The sequence below is a fragment of the Flavivirga algicola genome (assembly GCF_012910715.1).
In the GTDB taxonomy this organism is placed as follows: domain Bacteria; phylum Bacteroidota; class Bacteroidia; order Flavobacteriales; family Flavobacteriaceae; genus Flavivirga; species Flavivirga algicola.
This window is the reverse complement of record NZ_JABBHF010000015.1, coordinates 52,337-67,373: the sequence shown is the minus strand read 5'-3', so window position 1 is coordinate 67,373 and position 15,037 is coordinate 52,337. Positions and strand designations below refer to the sequence as shown.

At 35.5% G+C, this 15,037-nt stretch carries 14 protein-coding genes; 6 read left to right on the top strand and 8 right to left on the bottom strand.

Going from position 1 to position 15,037, the window contains the following annotated elements:
• Positions 1 to 59: 59 nt before the first annotated feature.
• Entirely contained in the window at positions 60 to 1,466 is a 1,407-nt protein-coding gene (locus HHX25_RS19735; protein WP_240964586.1) for a putative oxidoreductase C-terminal domain-containing protein, read from the bottom strand.
• An 8-nt stretch (positions 1,467 to 1,474) separates the two neighbouring features.
• Positions 1,475 to 2,851 carry a Gfo/Idh/MocA family protein gene (locus HHX25_RS19730; RefSeq protein ID WP_169677008.1) on the bottom strand — a complete coding sequence of 459 codons (1,377 nt, stop codon included), beginning with the start codon at positions 2,849 to 2,851 and terminating at the stop codon, positions 1,475 to 1,477.
• Between the two features lie 320 nt (positions 2,852 to 3,171).
• On the opposite strand from HHX25_RS19730, the gene HHX25_RS19725 reads away from it, so the two are divergent.
• A complete protein-coding gene (locus HHX25_RS19725) occupies positions 3,172 to 4,188 on the top strand; it encodes a LacI family DNA-binding transcriptional regulator (protein WP_169677006.1) in 1,017 nt (338 codons plus the stop codon).
• A gap of 3 nt (positions 4,189 to 4,191) precedes the next feature.
• Complete coding sequence (locus HHX25_RS19720; RefSeq protein WP_169677004.1) at positions 4,192 to 5,124, top strand: ThuA domain-containing protein; 933 nt, start codon at positions 4,192 to 4,194, stop codon at positions 5,122 to 5,124.
• 55 nt (positions 5,125 to 5,179) lie between these two features.
• On the opposite strand, the gene hemL is transcribed toward HHX25_RS19720, so the two are convergent.
• Genes hemL through HHX25_RS19705 form a run of 3 tightly spaced genes read right to left on the bottom strand, consistent with a single transcriptional unit; the run spans position 5,180 to position 8,201 of the window.
• Positions 5,180 to 6,472, bottom strand: coding sequence for a glutamate-1-semialdehyde 2,1-aminomutase (gene hemL, locus HHX25_RS19715; RefSeq protein ID WP_169677002.1), 1,293 nt, complete (start codon positions 6,470 to 6,472; stop codon positions 5,180 to 5,182).
• Between the two features lie 18 nt (positions 6,473 to 6,490).
• Entirely contained in the window at positions 6,491 to 7,297 is an 807-nt protein-coding gene (locus tag HHX25_RS19710) for a glucosaminidase domain-containing protein (protein ID WP_205958076.1), read from the bottom strand.
• Positions 7,290 to 8,201 (bottom strand): 1-aminocyclopropane-1-carboxylate deaminase/D-cysteine desulfhydrase, encoded by a 912-nt coding sequence (locus HHX25_RS19705; RefSeq protein WP_169677000.1) that lies wholly within the window; start codon positions 8,199 to 8,201, stop codon positions 7,290 to 7,292. The genes HHX25_RS19710 and HHX25_RS19705 overlap by 8 nt, the downstream gene beginning before the upstream one ends.
• Before the next feature lie 225 nt (positions 8,202 to 8,426).
• Here HHX25_RS19705 and HHX25_RS19700 point away from each other — a divergent pair, with 225 nt between their 5' ends.
• Positions 8,427 to 9,878 carry a hypothetical protein gene (locus HHX25_RS19700; RefSeq protein WP_169676998.1) on the top strand — a complete coding sequence of 484 codons (1,452 nt, stop codon included), beginning with the start codon at positions 8,427 to 8,429 and terminating at the stop codon, positions 9,876 to 9,878.
• Positions 9,879 to 9,933: 55 nt separating this feature from the next.
• Here the strand turns inward: HHX25_RS19700 and HHX25_RS19695 are convergent, their stop codons facing one another.
• Positions 9,934 to 10,275 carry a hypothetical protein gene (locus HHX25_RS19695; protein ID WP_169676996.1) on the bottom strand — a complete coding sequence of 114 codons (342 nt, stop codon included), beginning with the start codon at positions 10,273 to 10,275 and terminating at the stop codon, positions 9,934 to 9,936.
• Positions 10,276 to 10,333: 58 nt separating this feature from the next.
• Between HHX25_RS19695 and HHX25_RS19690 the strand changes: the two genes are divergently transcribed.
• A complete protein-coding gene (locus HHX25_RS19690) occupies positions 10,334 to 10,483 on the top strand; it encodes a DUF5522 domain-containing protein (RefSeq protein WP_169676994.1) in 150 nt (49 codons plus the stop codon).
• Between the two features lie 142 nt (positions 10,484 to 10,625).
• A complete protein-coding gene (locus tag HHX25_RS19685) occupies positions 10,626 to 11,201 on the top strand; it encodes a DUF4136 domain-containing protein (RefSeq protein ID WP_169676992.1) in 576 nt (191 codons plus the stop codon).
• 60 nt (positions 11,202 to 11,261) lie between these two features.
• Here the strand turns inward: HHX25_RS19685 and HHX25_RS19680 are convergent, their stop codons facing one another.
• A complete protein-coding gene (locus tag HHX25_RS19680; RefSeq protein ID WP_169676989.1) occupies positions 11,262 to 12,365 on the bottom strand; it encodes a bestrophin family protein in 1,104 nt (367 codons plus the stop codon).
• Between the two features lie 134 nt (positions 12,366 to 12,499).
• Between HHX25_RS19680 and HHX25_RS19675 the strand changes: the two genes are divergently transcribed.
• The gene (locus tag HHX25_RS19675) at positions 12,500 to 14,257 is read left to right on the top strand and encodes an aromatic amino acid hydroxylase (RefSeq protein WP_169676986.1); all 1,758 of its coding nucleotides are present in this window, start codon (positions 12,500 to 12,502) and stop codon (positions 14,255 to 14,257) included.
• Between the two features lie 6 nt (positions 14,258 to 14,263).
• Here the strand turns inward: HHX25_RS19675 and HHX25_RS19670 are convergent, their stop codons facing one another.
• Positions 14,264 to 15,016, bottom strand: a complete 753-nt coding sequence (locus tag HHX25_RS19670) for an enoyl-CoA hydratase/isomerase family protein (protein ID WP_169676983.1) — start codon at positions 15,014 to 15,016, stop codon at positions 14,264 to 14,266.
• Positions 15,017 to 15,037: the final 21 nt, after the last annotated feature.

Here is a 15,037-nt window from a genome sequence, read left to right as displayed (position 1 = left end):
GCTCTTTTTTATTTATTCAATCTTCTTTTGATGCTAAATAAGCCATATACAATATTTGACTATTCCTGGATATTCTTAGACATTTCGTATGCCTTGATAGTTGTGTAATATTTTGAAATCATATTTGGCTTCTCCCATTCTGGTAACGCCCCTTCTAAAAGGTATTTCAAATAGTTTTCCGTTACCTGGGCAAAATGAGCTTCATGTCCTATTTTAAACTTATCAGGAATATTAATTTTCCACAAGGTGTCGTTAACTTTTTCTGCTGAAACCCCTCTAAATTGGCTCCCAATCTTATTTATTACAGCCTCTTTTAACATTTCCCCATAGCTAGACCCTAAATTTGATTCTACATATAAAGTTGCCTTATAGTTTTCATCACTGCCTTGTCTTATGATTAAATTGCTTCTCGTACCTCGCATAATGCTATAATGCGTATCCCCTGTAGCTTCTGGAGCTTGATAATTCCAGACTACAGAAACTTTGGCATGTTTTCCACGAATTGTATAATTTATTTCGCCATTTGAATACACGTATAATTTACCATCTTTAATATCTTTATGCAAATAATCGGGAAATGCCGCAAGGCCAGTCACTTTTTGAAACTCGGTCAAAGTCATAATAGTGGGCCATCTTTTAGCTGAAAGGATTTCAATATCACCTGTATTTATAACTTGATCGGGAAAAACTTCCCATTGCACTAAATCAACTAAATGTGTGGTCACATCAACTATGCCCTCTCCCTCTTCGTCAACATCAAAAAACCAAGCAGGACGTACTAGAGGCTGACCACTTACATATTTAAAAAAGTGATGGACACTTTCTTTACTAATAGCAGGGTTTTCCTCTGTACCATTAACAATTTCCCCAAAAACTTCAGGGATTCTCGATAACATTTTTTGAATTTTAGTCGTTGATTCAAAACGCTCCGTCATAATATCATAAATCAACACGTCATTTTTCTCAGCTATCTCAAATGCCAACTTTAATTTCTTAAAACCTTTGGGTGTTATCACCAAAGGCTTATCGGCATAAACATTTAAACCTGCCTTTACAGCTTCCAAAATATAATCGATCTTCTTCGAGTTTTTCCCAGCAACAATCATAACATTACCAGGCTTCTGAGAAATCATTTCCCCCAAATAGTTTTCTCCTAATTTAGACTCAATTTTCCACTGGGATGGATTCTGTTCTCTGCTATTGTAAGATTCTATTTTGCTCAAAAAATCCTTTACCTCTGCACCTTTGGGCGCAAACAAATAAATAGTAGAATCTACCTGAGGATACATCACTTTATGCACCAAAGCTGCATGAAAGTGGCCAGGATCTAATGTCATTAACTTTACTTTGGCTTGCTCATGTTTTCTTTTTTGCTGTTTTTCTTCTTGCTTTTTTTGTCCGCAAGACATACAAAGACTTACAATAAATAGGAACAGCCCTAACTTCATCTGATTATTTTTTTTCATATAGGAATTTAAGACTTTATATAATTAGTTCCGTAAGGCTTACGTTGTTCACGAGTCAACATTGCGTTTGCCTCAACATCATTAACAAATACCTCCTTTTCCGGATCCCATTCCAATTTTCTATCCAATTGCATAGCAATGTCACTAATTAAGCAAACCACACATGCCTTATGCCCCTTTTCAATATCTGAAATTGGTTTTTTTCTACTCTTTATACAGTCTAACCAATTACCGTGTTGATCATTTATCCTTTCAAGGTGAATTTCATTATCCGCAATAATAGATTTGAGTATTTTTGGATCTGAAGCGTTTAAAGCCGCATTGCTTTTTTTCTGATCTACAGGATCTGAAGCTGATGCCGTATAGGAACCACGGGATACGAAAATCCAACCATCATCACCAATATACCTTATACCATTTTTATACCCTCCACTAGTATATACTGTTATATCATTCTCATATTGGTGCTTTACAAAAAAATCACCGTGCACATTCCATAAACCAGATTTAGGGAATTCCGCAAGTGCTTCCACAGAAATCGGACCTGATAATTCTGTATTCAGCCCCCAAGCAGCAGAGTCGTAATGATGTTGTCCCCAACCCGTAATCATGCCTGCCCCGTAGGCTCTTTGTCTTAACCAGCCTGGTCTACTGTAATCATTCTGAGGATGCACGCCTATTTCTGTATATGGCACAGCTGGAGTCGACCCCAACCACATATCAAAATTAAGGTTACTAGGAATAGGCATTTCTGGAGCTTCTGGTCCAGAAGGATCTCCTGGCAAGCCAATTTTTACTGTATGGATTTTACCAATACGCCCATTTCTAACCAATTCTGCTGCAATTCTAAACTGCGGCATGGCCCGTTGTTGCGTACCTATTTGAAGTATGACATTATTCTTTTTCACTGCTTCTCTTAATTGCTGACCTTCTTTTACCGTAAGTGAAGTCGGTTTTTGAAGGTAAATATCCTTACCAGCCATAGCGGCTTCTATAGCGGGTTGCGAATGCCAATGATCTGGAGTACTTATCATGACCGCATCAATATCCTTATTTAAAAGCATTTCTTGGTAGTTCTCATAGATTTTTGTATCCATATATTTAGCCTTACCTGTTTTTTTCTGGTAAGTTTCATCCACAAACGCCTTGGCTTTAGCAACTCGCTTAGAGTCGACATCACATACTGCTATAATTCGAGCCTCGTTAAAACGCATGGTATCATTAATATCATGACTTAATGCGATTCTTCCACAGCCAATTTGACCAATATTAATTTTATTACTAGGCGCATCTTTTCCCAATACATGAGCAGGAACAATTGAAGGAAAGCCTACTATTGCTGCAGTTCCCATAGCTGTTTTATTAATAAAATGTCTTCTTTTCATAATTTGAATAAAATTGATTTTATGCTTCTCTATTAATAATTTTCTAATATCAGGCATGATGCTAAAAGTTTTCTGAAATACCAAACACAAACAATATTAAGGAAAGTGTCAAAAAATATTTTAGTTGCCATATTGACAAATATATACGAATTAAATTAATTACGCAACCGATTGCATTAAACTTAAATTGACAAACAAACAAAACCTTTATTAATATCTACAAAAAGAGCTAAAAATAAAAAAAACATAAAAAAAAACTTAATTATTGAGTAATAAATCAAATTAGTTACGTAATATTATTGCGTAATTTTTAATTTTTTATGCAAAAAAAAGTTACCATTTACGATTTATCAAAAATACTGAATGTGTCTCCTGCTACAGTGAGCAGAGGACTCAACGACCACCCTTCGATAAGCGCAAAAACCAAGAAACGTATAGCATTAGCAGCTAAAAAGCATGGCTATATAACCAACAAATTTGCCGTAAACCTTACCAAACAAAAGTCTAACACTATAGGCGTTATCGTACCCAGATTAAATTCATATTTTATGTCTACAGTGCTTGCGGGCATGGAACAAGTAATCAATAAGGTCGGTTACAACCTTATTATCAGTCAATCACTAGAATCTGAAGAAAAAGAGAAAATAAATGCCAAGACGCTGCTCAATAGTGGCGTAGATGCTCTATTGGTTTCCTTATCTTATGAGACTTCAAATTACGACCATTTTATAGACTACACCAGCCGAAATATTCCTTTGCTGTTTTTCGATAGGGTACTGAACTTACCTGAATGCTATACCGTTCTTATAGACAACAAAGCTGCGGGATACGAAGCTACCGAACATCTTATTCATCAAGGATGCACGAACATATTGCATATAAGTGGTCATTTAAAAAGAAATGTATACTCTGAAAGGTTTGAAGGGTATAAGAATGCGCTTCAAGCAAATAATATTAGTTTTCAAGAAGCCAATTTTTTGGAAACAGATTTGAATCCTAAAAAAATTGATAGAGTAATGAAACACATTAAAAATAGCACAAATAAAATTGACGGCATATTTGTTTCTAGCGATAACTTTGCTGCTAGTTGCATTAAAGAATTGACAAAGGAAGGGTATCGTATTCCTGAAGACATAAAAGTTATTGGCTTTAATAATGACTTTGTTTCCGAAATCGTGAGTCCCAACTTAAGCACGATAGACTACCCTGGTTTTAAAATGGGCATGTTAGCTGGAGAAAGCATAATTGCACATTTGAACGGAAACATAAATCTAGAATCTATAAATGCTATTACGCTAAGACACAAATTAATTAAAAGAGAATCAACATCTAAATAAATTATGAAAAAAAACATCGTACTTGTATGCTTAGCAATATTTACTCTAAGCAATAACTTTATTAAAGCACAAAATCTTAGTGAATTAGATCTCACAGAAGATTGGCTAGCTAAAATAGAAAAGCTAGCTCCTTCTAAACCTAGGATCCAAACGAACTTCAAAAAACAGATTTTAGTATTTTCATTGCATACTGGTTTCGAGCACTGGACCATACCACATACGGAAGCCATCATTAAACTTTTAGGAGACAAATCGAACGCCTTTGAGGTTACCATATCGTATTCTATTTCATCTTTCGAGAAAAAAAATCTAAAAAAATATGACGCTATTGTATTAAATAATAACTGTTCTGACAGAGCTAAGCGCAATCTATTTTGGGATGCACTTGCTAATGCTTCTTTATCTGACAAAAAAAGGCTAAAAAAAGCAGAAGAATTAGAAAATAACCTCTTGCAATATGTAAAAAAAGGCCACGGTTTAATGGTTTTGCATGGCGCCATTGTCATGCAAAATAAATCGGAAAGTTTTGGAAACATGGTAGGTGGCAGTTTTGATTACCATCCAAAACAACAGGAAATAGAAGTTAATCTGGTTGATCCTAAACATCCTTTGGTTCAAGCTTTTAATGGCCAAGGATTTACACATATAGACGAGCCTTATTTCTTTAAAAATGCCTATTTTAATTATAATTTTCACCCATTACTTTACATGAATACGGAAAAGCTGGATGGTCTTAGGAGCAAGCCCAAAGATCATATCAAATACATTTCTTGGATAAAAAAACACGGTAAAGGAAACGTTTTCTATTGCTCGCCTTCACATAATGCCCAGAGTTATGAAAACCCTAAGCTATTACAATATCTTCTGGATGGCATGCAGTATATTACTGGAGATCTTTTATGTGATGATTCTCCAAATATGGAAAGATATCCTTAGGACTTACTACCCCATCAAATCCTTATATATACTAACAAAGAAACCTTTTGATTTTTCAAAAGGTTTCTTTGTTAGTAACCTTATCAACAGCAGTAATAGTAAAATCTAAATCTTCATACGTCAAAGCATCAGTAATAAACCAGGTTTCAAAAGCACTTGGCGCTATATAAACACCTTCATCCAACATCCCATGGAAGAACTTTTTAAACGTATCGTTATTTCCTTTCGCAGAGGTTTCAAAATCTACGACTTCAGAGCTATCAAAATGAACCGAAATCATAGAACCAACTCGATTGATAGTATGAACAATATTATTATCATTTAAAACTTTAGCAATACCCTTGTGCAAGTACTCGGTTTTTTGAGCCAAACGACTAAAAACCTCAGTGTCTTTATTCAGCTCATTTAACATCGCCAAGCCAGCTGCCATAGCTAATGGGTTTCCGCTTAAAGTTCCTGCTTGATACACAGGTCCTAAAGGCGCCAAATGATTCATAATTTCATCCCTAGCAGCAAATGCCCCAACAGGTAAACCACCACCTATAACTTTTCCGAAGCAAACTATATCTGCGTCAATACCCAATAGCTCTTGAGCCCCGCCTTTAGCCAAACGAAACCCTGTCATAACCTCATCAAAAATCAATAAGATGTTATGAGTATCGCACAAAGCCCTTAAGGCTTCCAAAAAACCTTCTTTAGGAGGAATACAGCCCATATTTCCAGCAACAGGCTCTATTATAATACAGGCCACTTCACCCTTATTTGCCTCAATTAATTGTGTTACATTTTCAATATCATTATAGCGAGCCAATAAAGTATCTTTAGCTGTTCCTTTTGTAACCCCTGGACTATTAGGTGTTCCAAAAGTACTAGCCCCACTACCTGCTTGGATTAAAAACGAATCACTGTGCCCATGATAGCAGCCAGCAAATTTTATAATTTTATCTTTTCCAGAAAAACCACGCGCCAGACGCACTGCACTCATACATGCTTCGGTTCCTGAGTTTACAAATCGTATTTTATCAATATTTGGCACCATAGAGACTGCCAACTCGGCAATTTTAGTTTCAATCTCGGTTGGCATTCCAAACGAAGTTCCTTTTTTTGCTTTTTCTACTACAGCATCAACAACAGGTTTATAGGCATGCCCTAAGATCATGGGACCCCAAGAATTGATATAATCTATTAATCGATTATCATCTTCATCATATAAATAAGCTCCTTTTGCTTCTTTAACAAAAATAGGCGTCCCCCCTACTCCTTTAAACGCTCTTACTGGCGAATTCACACCTCCAGGAATAACCTTTTCTGCTTCTACAAATAGTGCGCTGCTTCTTTTATAATTCATAAACTTATAATTGGTTACTTACGGTTTTACAACTAATACTTGCCCTATATTTAGGGCTGTGCTGTTCAATCCATTTAATTTTTGAAGTTCTTCAACTGTGATACCATGTTTTCTTGAAATAGAATATAACGTATCCCCTTTTGCGACTGTATAGGTAATTTGTTCCTCTACTACGGGCATCTTAAATTCTGCACTTGAATTGCCTACATCCCCTTTATCCAGCTTATACAATTCGTAACGTTCAATGATACTAATTAATTTTTGAGGATATTTTTTATCGGTAGCATATCCTGCTAACCTTAATTCTCTGGCCCAGCCTTTATAATCACTCTTTTTTAGTTTGAAAAGTTTCGCATAACGCTTTCTATCTTTTAAGAAAAGTGAATGATCTCTAAATGAATATTTGGCATCTTTATATTTTCTAAAACATTCTTGCGCCTTGTCATCATCATGATAAATCTTTCCTCCTTTCCAACCATGGCATTTAATACCAAAATGATTATTAGCCTTTACAGAAAGACGTCCTTTGCCAGACCCCGACTCAAGAATCCCTTGAGCCAAGGTGATACTAGCAGGGATGCCATACAAGTCCATTTCCTGCTGAGCAATTTCTTTGTAAACATCAATATATTTCTCTGTGGCATTCGCATAGACTTTAGATGAAGTCTTAGGTGCATGCTTTGTTTCTTCTTTGCTTTCCCCACCTATAACTACTGTGGGCGTATTATTAGGTCTTTTTGTAACGATTCCTTTTTTAGAACGGCAACTAAAAAGAAAACACCCTAAACATAATACTAACGTTATTTTTCCTATTATTCTATTCAATTATTGATAAATTTTTATTTTTTAACACTGAATTCATCCCTTTAATACCCTGCAAACCTCCCGTATGAATTGCTAAAATTCTTGAGCCTTTTTTAAAATAACCCTTATGAATCAAATCAAAAATGCCAAACATCATTTTACCTGTGTATACAGGATCCAAAGGAATATTATTCGATTTTTTAAACTGATTGATAAACGTCACCAGCTCTTCATTTATTTTTGCATACCCGCCAAAATGATAATTGTTTATTAAATCCCAATTAGCACTGGTTACAAATTTACTAATATCTTGTTGTAAAAAATCACCTTTTAAAGCAGGAAAACCTAAAACTTGTTGACTAAGTTTTGAACAATTTATCAATCCAGAAATTGTGCCACCCGTTCCAACAGCACAACATATGTAATCGAATGCTCTATCTGTTACTGTTAATATTTCTTCACAACCTTTAATTGCTAGGGCATTGGTGCCTCCTTCAGGAATTAGGTAAAAACCACCAAATTCTTTTTTTAATGCACTAAAAAAAGCCTCCGACGTTTTATTTCTATAATCTTCTCTAGAAACAAATTTAAATTGCATGCCATTCTGTTTTGCAAAATTTAAGGTTTCGTTCTCTAAAATCTTATCTTCCAGTTCCTCCCCCCTAATAACACCAATTGTTTTAAAGCCTAATAGGTTTCCTGCTGAAGCTACAGCTGCTATATGGTTAGAAAATGCACCTCCAAAAGTAAGCAAGGTTTCAAAACCTTTTTCTCTAGCTTCAATCAAGTTATATTTGAGCTTTCTATATTTATTCCCAGAAACAAATGGGTGGATTTTATCTTCGCGTTTTATAAACAATTCTACATCCATTTCTTTTACCAAAGAAACCTGCTGATTAATACTGTGTTTTAATTTAAAATCCATTAGCACGAAGATACTTTAAAAAATTCCTAAAATGAATATTATCACAGCTCCTTATTGAGCAAAAAAAATTGCCTTTACATCTAAACTATTATTAATTAAATGAAAGAAAAAACAATATTAAAGTAAAAAATAACCTACATTTAAGATATTTGTTTAAATTAGTGTCTAAATAAATAGAGAAAATCATACTTACTTACATTAACCAAACTATAAACTACTTTCAAAATGAAAAAACCAATTACCGCACTAAACACTACAGTACTGGCTACTATCTTAGCCTTATGCTTTTTGTCTTGTAAAAAAGAAAAGAAAGAAGAAGTTAAAACAGAAGTTCGAGCAACATACACCGAAAAAAATGATGACTCCCTATGTTTATCGGAAGCAAGTTGGTTTCCCCACAGCCAAACACCACCTCCTGCAGAAGGAAAAGGCAGTCCGTTTGATGTAAGTTCAACAACGAACTGTATTTTTCATCAGTGGTCATGGCAAAAGTTTTTATGGGTAACAAAACCTGAAGGAAGCTTACCATTATTTCTTAACCAAAAAGAAATCATTCAGGTTACCGATGCCATGCAACCTGTTACACAGCAACAAGGTACCAGTGTCGTATTAACAGACACAATACAGGCAGGCTTTGAACACGGCGTACTAAAAGTAAATCCAACCTATAATAGCACTGTAAACAAAGCTTTTACGGTTCACTATTCGATACACACAAGTTTGATTATGCAGAAATCGGCCGAAGCGTTTAAAGCCGCTTTAGCATCAGGGGAATTACCCGCAGACAATTTACAAGCTTTCCCAGTAGGGTCTTTAGAATTAAAAGTGGCTTGGGTAGATGCTAAAGCGACACCAAGTGACAAGACAGAAAATTACTACACAACCACTGCTGCTATCATTAATAAAGATGGCAAAACATATACAAATACCGAGGTTGCCTTGTTAGGCATGCATGTAGTGGGCGTCGTGGAAAACCACCCCGAATTTATCTGGGCTACTTTTGAACATAACGATATGGCTCCAAACTACGATTGGAAAGTAAACTCAGCAAGTTCAACTAGCGAAAAATTATTATTTGCAGAAGGCAGTACAACAGGTTTAGATGGCATTACATTTATTAAAGACGACAAGCCCGTGTTGGCAAGTAAGGCTTTTGACTTATTTCAATACGGTGTTCCAGTTACCACATCAGGCTACATGCAAACAAGCCAAAAAGAACCCGAAAATTTTAATAATATAGAAGAAATAAATGCCAGTGTAGCAAAAAACCTCAAAGATGTTTGGAAGAACTATTTTTATAACGGTTCTATATGGATTGATACCGACGGCTTAACGCAAGAGCAACAAGCTCAAAAAATTGTGAGTTTAGGAGGAAAAATAGGTGCAGCAACGCCAGGGTCTAGTGCTCGTGGATCTTTAAATTGTGCAAATGTCACCATGGAAACGTTCACACAAACCTCTCAAAAAAACATTTCGGATATCAATGTAACAAATCTCCAAAATTGCTTTACTTGCCATAACCCAATAAGTTTTGCTGGCAATACGTCCCCTATATACTTAAGCCATATATTTGATGCTTACATTAAATCAAGTGAAGGAAAAAGCAAAGAAGAGATTGATTTAATGAAAGACGAACAACATAAAAAAACAGCGGAATTTCTCAGAACATTAAAATAATTCTGATCTTCTATAAAAATGAAAGAGACTGCCTTAAAATATTTGGCGGTCTTTTTTATTCTATATGCTTAATGAAAAAATACTTTAAAAATGCCCAAAATGGACGATGTTTTAAATAAACCAAGTTTAGTTCATTAGCATAAGCTTCCCGTTCAAAAGAAATATTTCTATACGCCAAATCCCATTCTTTATATTGGCACAACCGCACTAAAAATTCGATGCCATAGATTAAATAAAAAGGGATTATAAGCATTTCTAATTGCTGCTTTAAATGTATTTTTTCATGATTTATTAAAACAGCATGTTTTATTAATTGTCTTGATCTCAAAAACACAAAAGGAAAAATAGTTAAGCCTGTATAACCTTTCGGGACTAAATATTTCGAAATTAAAATCATATTATACAACAATCAAAAATCAATCCAAATTACATTATCTTTGTTATAATACAATCAAATGAAAAAAATAATCCCCATAGAGGAAGGTGATTACTACTTAACACCAGAAGGTTATCGCTGTTTCACCGAACAGTACCACTTAAGAAGAGGGTATTGCTGTGAAAGCGGATGCAGACATTGTCCGTACGGATACGATCGAAATAAATAGCATTAAAGTGGTTTAACGAACCCTGTAACAAATTCGTTAATAGTGGCTTGGTACGATTATTGATGCTATTATTAAACTAAAAAGCACTTAAAATCATTGTTTTAAAGGTTATTTAAGTAATGTAGAACTAAAATAAAAGGCTATGAAAAAACTATTAAACACTCTACCACTTTTAGCATTGCTCATTGTGGTTACCTCATGCAGTTCTGTGCGTGTTGCAGCAGATTATGATAAGAATGCCCGTTTTGAAGAATACAAAACCTTTGCATTTTTTAAAACCGGTATTGACAAAGCAGAAATTAGTGATTTAGATAAACGAAGAATTCTTCGTGCCATTGAAGCTGAATTGTTAGCTAAAGGTTTTACAAAATCTGAAAAGCCTGATCTATTAATAAGTCTTTTTACAAAATCTCAGCAACGCGTTGATGTTTACAATAACTCTTGGGGTTATGGCGGTTGGGGCTGGGGAGGTTTTGGACCTGGTTGGGGCTGGGGAGGCTTCGGACCTGGCTGGGGCTGGGGTTGGAATCAACCCAGTGTTAGTACCAGTACACAAGGCACCTTATATATTGATCTTATTGATGCCAATAAAAAAGAGCTTGTATGGCAAGGTATGGGAACTGGTTACCTGAGTAGAAATATGGAGAAAAAAGAAGCACGCATTAAAGAGTTTGTCACAGAAATTATGACTAAGTACCCTCCAATCGCTCAACGATAAAAAAAAATAAAAAAAGCGACTTACTTCGGCTACGCTCAGTGACCAAAAGTCGCTTTTTTGCTACATAACAATATCATTTTCCCAAACGTAAGGCTCAGGAATATCGGTATCATCAATAAGCTGCCTGATATCTATCTCGATACCTCGACTTAAATCAGTAATAGGCACATCATTAGGACCTCCTTCAAATGGATTTTCGGTATTTTCTCCAATAGCTTCCATGGTATGAAACACCCAAGATATCAAAGCACTAAAAGGTACAGAAAACCATACAAAATGCTTCGCAATGGTTTGTTGTGCTATATGCATTAAAGATTCCTGCTCCTTGTGCTTGCTTAGCATTGCTAAGATTTTCTCTCCAAAACTTTCAAACCCTTCCATAATGCCATAAGGAATTAACAAAATAAAAATCCAAACAAACAAATAATTAAGTGTTGCAAATTGTCTGGGGTATGGAAAATTCTTAATACGTTCACTCTTACCTTGGAGGGTATAAAACTCCACCAGCATATTCATCATTTCCATGTGCCTAAAGTCTTCTATCAAACCTTGGCTCATCAACTCTTTTAAACGTCTGGATTGAATTCCTAATAATTGAGAGGCTTGATTTCCTTTGGCAAACACTTCTTTGTAATCTGCCTCCGAAAGATACGGTTTTATAGCTCCATCTAAACCTTCAACATCTTCACAAACCCTATAGTTTCTAGCTCTAAACTCTTTATTGGATTTACCTGCTTTAAGATGCATTTCCCATGGCTTATCTTGCCTTAACTGATAGCGCAAAGCTGTAAGCCACGCCACATGTCTATGCACCAACTCTCGTTTAATGCGCTGCATTTCTTCTTCTGTTCTGTTTTCGGTAGTATGATCATTGTTAATAAAATCCTTCACCATGATCGTCCAGGAACGTGAGGCGTTGACTATACCTCCCCATATTTTTCGAGCTTCCCAAAGCCTATCGTAAGAAGCATTATTTTTAAAACTAATAACAAATGCCACAGCAGTACCCAAAACACCTAGCGGCAACCAAGGCACGTGCAACCATTTTAAACCTAGCACATCAAATAAAAAAACAGGGATTAAAGCTAGAAATATAAATAAAAAAATGTGCCTGCGAGTCCATCTTAAAACTCCAGCCACTGGAAATATACGTCTTGTATACATAATATTTTAAAGTTTAAAAAATATAAAAATACTAAAATATGCCGCGCCATCAACATTGTTAAAAACACAAAAAAACAAACAATTGTTTGAATATTTCGTATTTTTACTTAACAAAACCCTATTTTAAATCAATTATGTCTAATTCAATTGAATCTAACGACATATTAAATCGCTTACCTAAGCATTTAATGCAGTTTATAAAACCTCAAAACTACGAGGACTACTCTGCCATAGACCAGGCTGTTTGGCGCTATGTCATGCGTAAAAATGTGGACTTTTTAAGTACAGTAGCTCACAAATCTTACCTAGAAGGCTTAAAACAAACGGGGATTTCTATTGATAGTATTCCTAACATGTATGGCATGAATAGGATTTTAAAGGATATAGGTTGGGCGGCTGTAGCTGTTGATGGTTTTATCCCACCAAATGCATTTATGGAATTCCAGGCATACAATGTATTAGTCATTGCCAGTGACATTAGGCAGTTGGAACATATAGAATATACGCCTGCCCCAGATATTATTCATGAAGGTGCCGGACATGCTCCTATTATCGCAAATCCAGAATACGCAGAGTATTTAAGACGTTTTGGAGAGATTGGATGTAAAGCTATTTCATCTGCTAAAGACTATGAATTATATGAAGCCGTACGGCATTTATCTATCATAAAAGAAGCGCCAAATTCAAACGAAAGCGATATTACTGCTGCTGAAAAAAAAGTGGAGGACTTACAACAAAACATGGGAGAACCAAGTGAAATGGCTCTGATAAGGAATTTACATTGGTGGACGGTTGAATACGGTCTAATTGGTACTCTAGAAAACCCTAACATATATGGAGCAGGGCTTTTATCTTCTATTGGCGAAAGTGCCTGGTGTATGACCAATGACGTCAAAAAGCTTCCTTACGATATTAGTGCCACATATAAAGATTTCGATATTACCAAACCACAACCTCAACTATTTGTCACGCCAGATTTTGCGCATTTAAGCCTTATTTTAGAAGAATTTGCAAATACCATGGCTTTACGAAAAGGAGGCCTTCAAGGAGTCAACAAGCTCATAGACTCAAAGGCTTTAGGTACCGTAGAGTTAAGTACAGGGTTACAAATTTCTGGCATATTCACCAGTGTTATTGAAAATAATGGCAACCCAATTTATATTCAAACGACAGGAGAGACCGCTTTGGCTTATAGAGAAAAGGAATTGGTTGGACATGGCACAAATACCCACCATAAAGGGTTTGGGTCTCCTATTGGAAAACTTAAAGGCATCAACTTAGCTATTGAAGACATGAGCCCTCGCGACTTAAGTGCTTATGCTATTTATGAAGAGCAAAGCATTACTTTAGAGTTTGAAGGCGGGGTGAAAGTTTCTGGTGAAATTATTACTGGCAAACGCAACCTTCAAGGAAAAATAATATTAATTAGCTTTAAAAACTGTACCGTTACACACAATGATAATGTACTCTTTCGACCAGAATGGGGTATTTATGATATGGCTATAGGCAAGGAGATCGTTTCAGCTTTCTCTGGAATTGCAGATTTAAATAGCTTTAATTTAATAACACATATACCATCAACTAAAACCATTCAGGCAAAAAAATCGGAAGAACGTGTAGAGTTAGATACACTTTACCAACAAATAAGAGATTATAGAGACCATAAAAACAAAACGATTTCCAGAACAAAAGTATTAGAGCAATTGATTGAGAGACACCCTGACGATTGGTTATTATCCGTAGAGCTCTATGAATTGGCAGCTATAGCTAACGAATCTAACCTCTGTAAGAGTATTTTGAATCATTTAGAAACTGTAAAACAAAACAGACCTAATGTTGGTCATTTAATTGATGATGGGTTAGAAATTATTAGACAGGCGGTTAATGCTTAATACAAATCACCGAAAACGTTTTAAAGTCTTTTTGGTAAACTTACTCAGCACGAGTTTACCACTTATCGCTGCACGCTCTATTAATAGTGTATCCCAATCATCTGTGCCTTTCCAAAAAACAGTTTTCATATCTGCTAAAGCTTCAGGATTGTAGGATGCTAGTTTAGTAGCCAAACTTTCAACTGCTTCATCAAGCTCTTCTGCAGTTTCAAAAACATCAGCATATAGCCCTTTTTCTTTAGCAAATTCTGCAGAAAAGAAAGTTTCGGCATCTATAGTCATTTGCGACATAGCCGACAGCCCTATTTTCCTTGTAACTACTGGTTCTATTACAAAAGGCCCAATACCAATACTTAGCTCACTTAATCTTATAGAGGCATATTTAGTTGTCATACAATAATCGGTTGCAGCAGCCAAACCTACACCTCCTCCAACGGTTTTTCCTTGAATGCGACCAATGATGAGCTTTGGACATTTACGCATGGCATTAATAACATGAGCAAATCCAGAGAAAAAAACCTTTCCAGCTTCAGCATCTTCGACATCTATTAATTCATTGAAGCTGGCACCAGCACAAAAAGTTCTATCTCCACCACTTTTTAAAACAATAACCTTAACAGCATCATTATTTCCTGCTTCCTGTATGGTTTTTGATAATTTAGACAAAACATCACTTGGCATAGAATTTCGATTCGGGTGAAAGAATTCAATATACCCTATATTGCTACTAACGGTTAACTTAACGTAAGACTCTAACATAACTACAAATTACGGTATTTA

What these genes read in the sequence shown, in the direction of transcription:
- HHX25_RS19720 (WP_169677004.1), top strand. Translation starts at nt 4,192, where the DNA reads ATGAAAAAAAACATCGTACTTGTATGCTTAGCAATATTTACTCTAAGC.
- HHX25_RS19700 (WP_169676998.1), top strand. Translation starts at nt 8,427, where the DNA reads ATGAAAAAACCAATTACCGCACTAAACACTACAGTACTGGCTACTATC.
- HHX25_RS19730 (WP_169677008.1), bottom strand. Translation starts at nt 2,851, where the DNA reads ATGAAAAGAAGACATTTTATTAATAAAACAGCTATGGGAACTGCAGCA.
- HHX25_RS19705 (WP_169677000.1), bottom strand. Translation starts at nt 8,201, where the DNA reads ATGGATTTTAAATTAAAACACAGTATTAATCAGCAGGTTTCTTTGGTA.
- HHX25_RS19670 (WP_169676983.1), bottom strand. Translation starts at nt 15,016, where the DNA reads ATGTTAGAGTCTTACGTTAAGTTAACCGTTAGTAGCAATATAGGGTAT.
- hemL (WP_169677002.1), bottom strand. Translation starts at nt 6,472, where the DNA reads ATGAATTATAAAAGAAGCAGCGCACTATTTGTAGAAGCAGAAAAGGTT.
- HHX25_RS19680 (WP_169676989.1), bottom strand. Translation starts at nt 12,365, where the DNA reads ATGTATACAAGACGTATATTTCCAGTGGCTGGAGTTTTAAGATGGACT.
- HHX25_RS19690 (WP_169676994.1), top strand. Translation starts at nt 10,334, where the DNA reads ATGAAAAAAATAATCCCCATAGAGGAAGGTGATTACTACTTAACACCA.
- HHX25_RS19685 (WP_169676992.1), top strand. Translation starts at nt 10,626, where the DNA reads ATGAAAAAACTATTAAACACTCTACCACTTTTAGCATTGCTCATTGTG.
- HHX25_RS19725 (WP_169677006.1), top strand. Translation starts at nt 3,172, where the DNA reads ATGCAAAAAAAAGTTACCATTTACGATTTATCAAAAATACTGAATGTG.
- HHX25_RS19675 (WP_169676986.1), top strand. Translation starts at nt 12,500, where the DNA reads ATGTCTAATTCAATTGAATCTAACGACATATTAAATCGCTTACCTAAG.
- HHX25_RS19695 (WP_169676996.1), bottom strand. Translation starts at nt 10,275, where the DNA reads ATGATTTTAATTTCGAAATATTTAGTCCCGAAAGGTTATACAGGCTTA.
- HHX25_RS19735 (WP_240964586.1), bottom strand. Translation starts at nt 1,466, where the DNA reads ATGAAAAAAAATAATCAGATGAAGTTAGGGCTGTTCCTATTTATTGTA.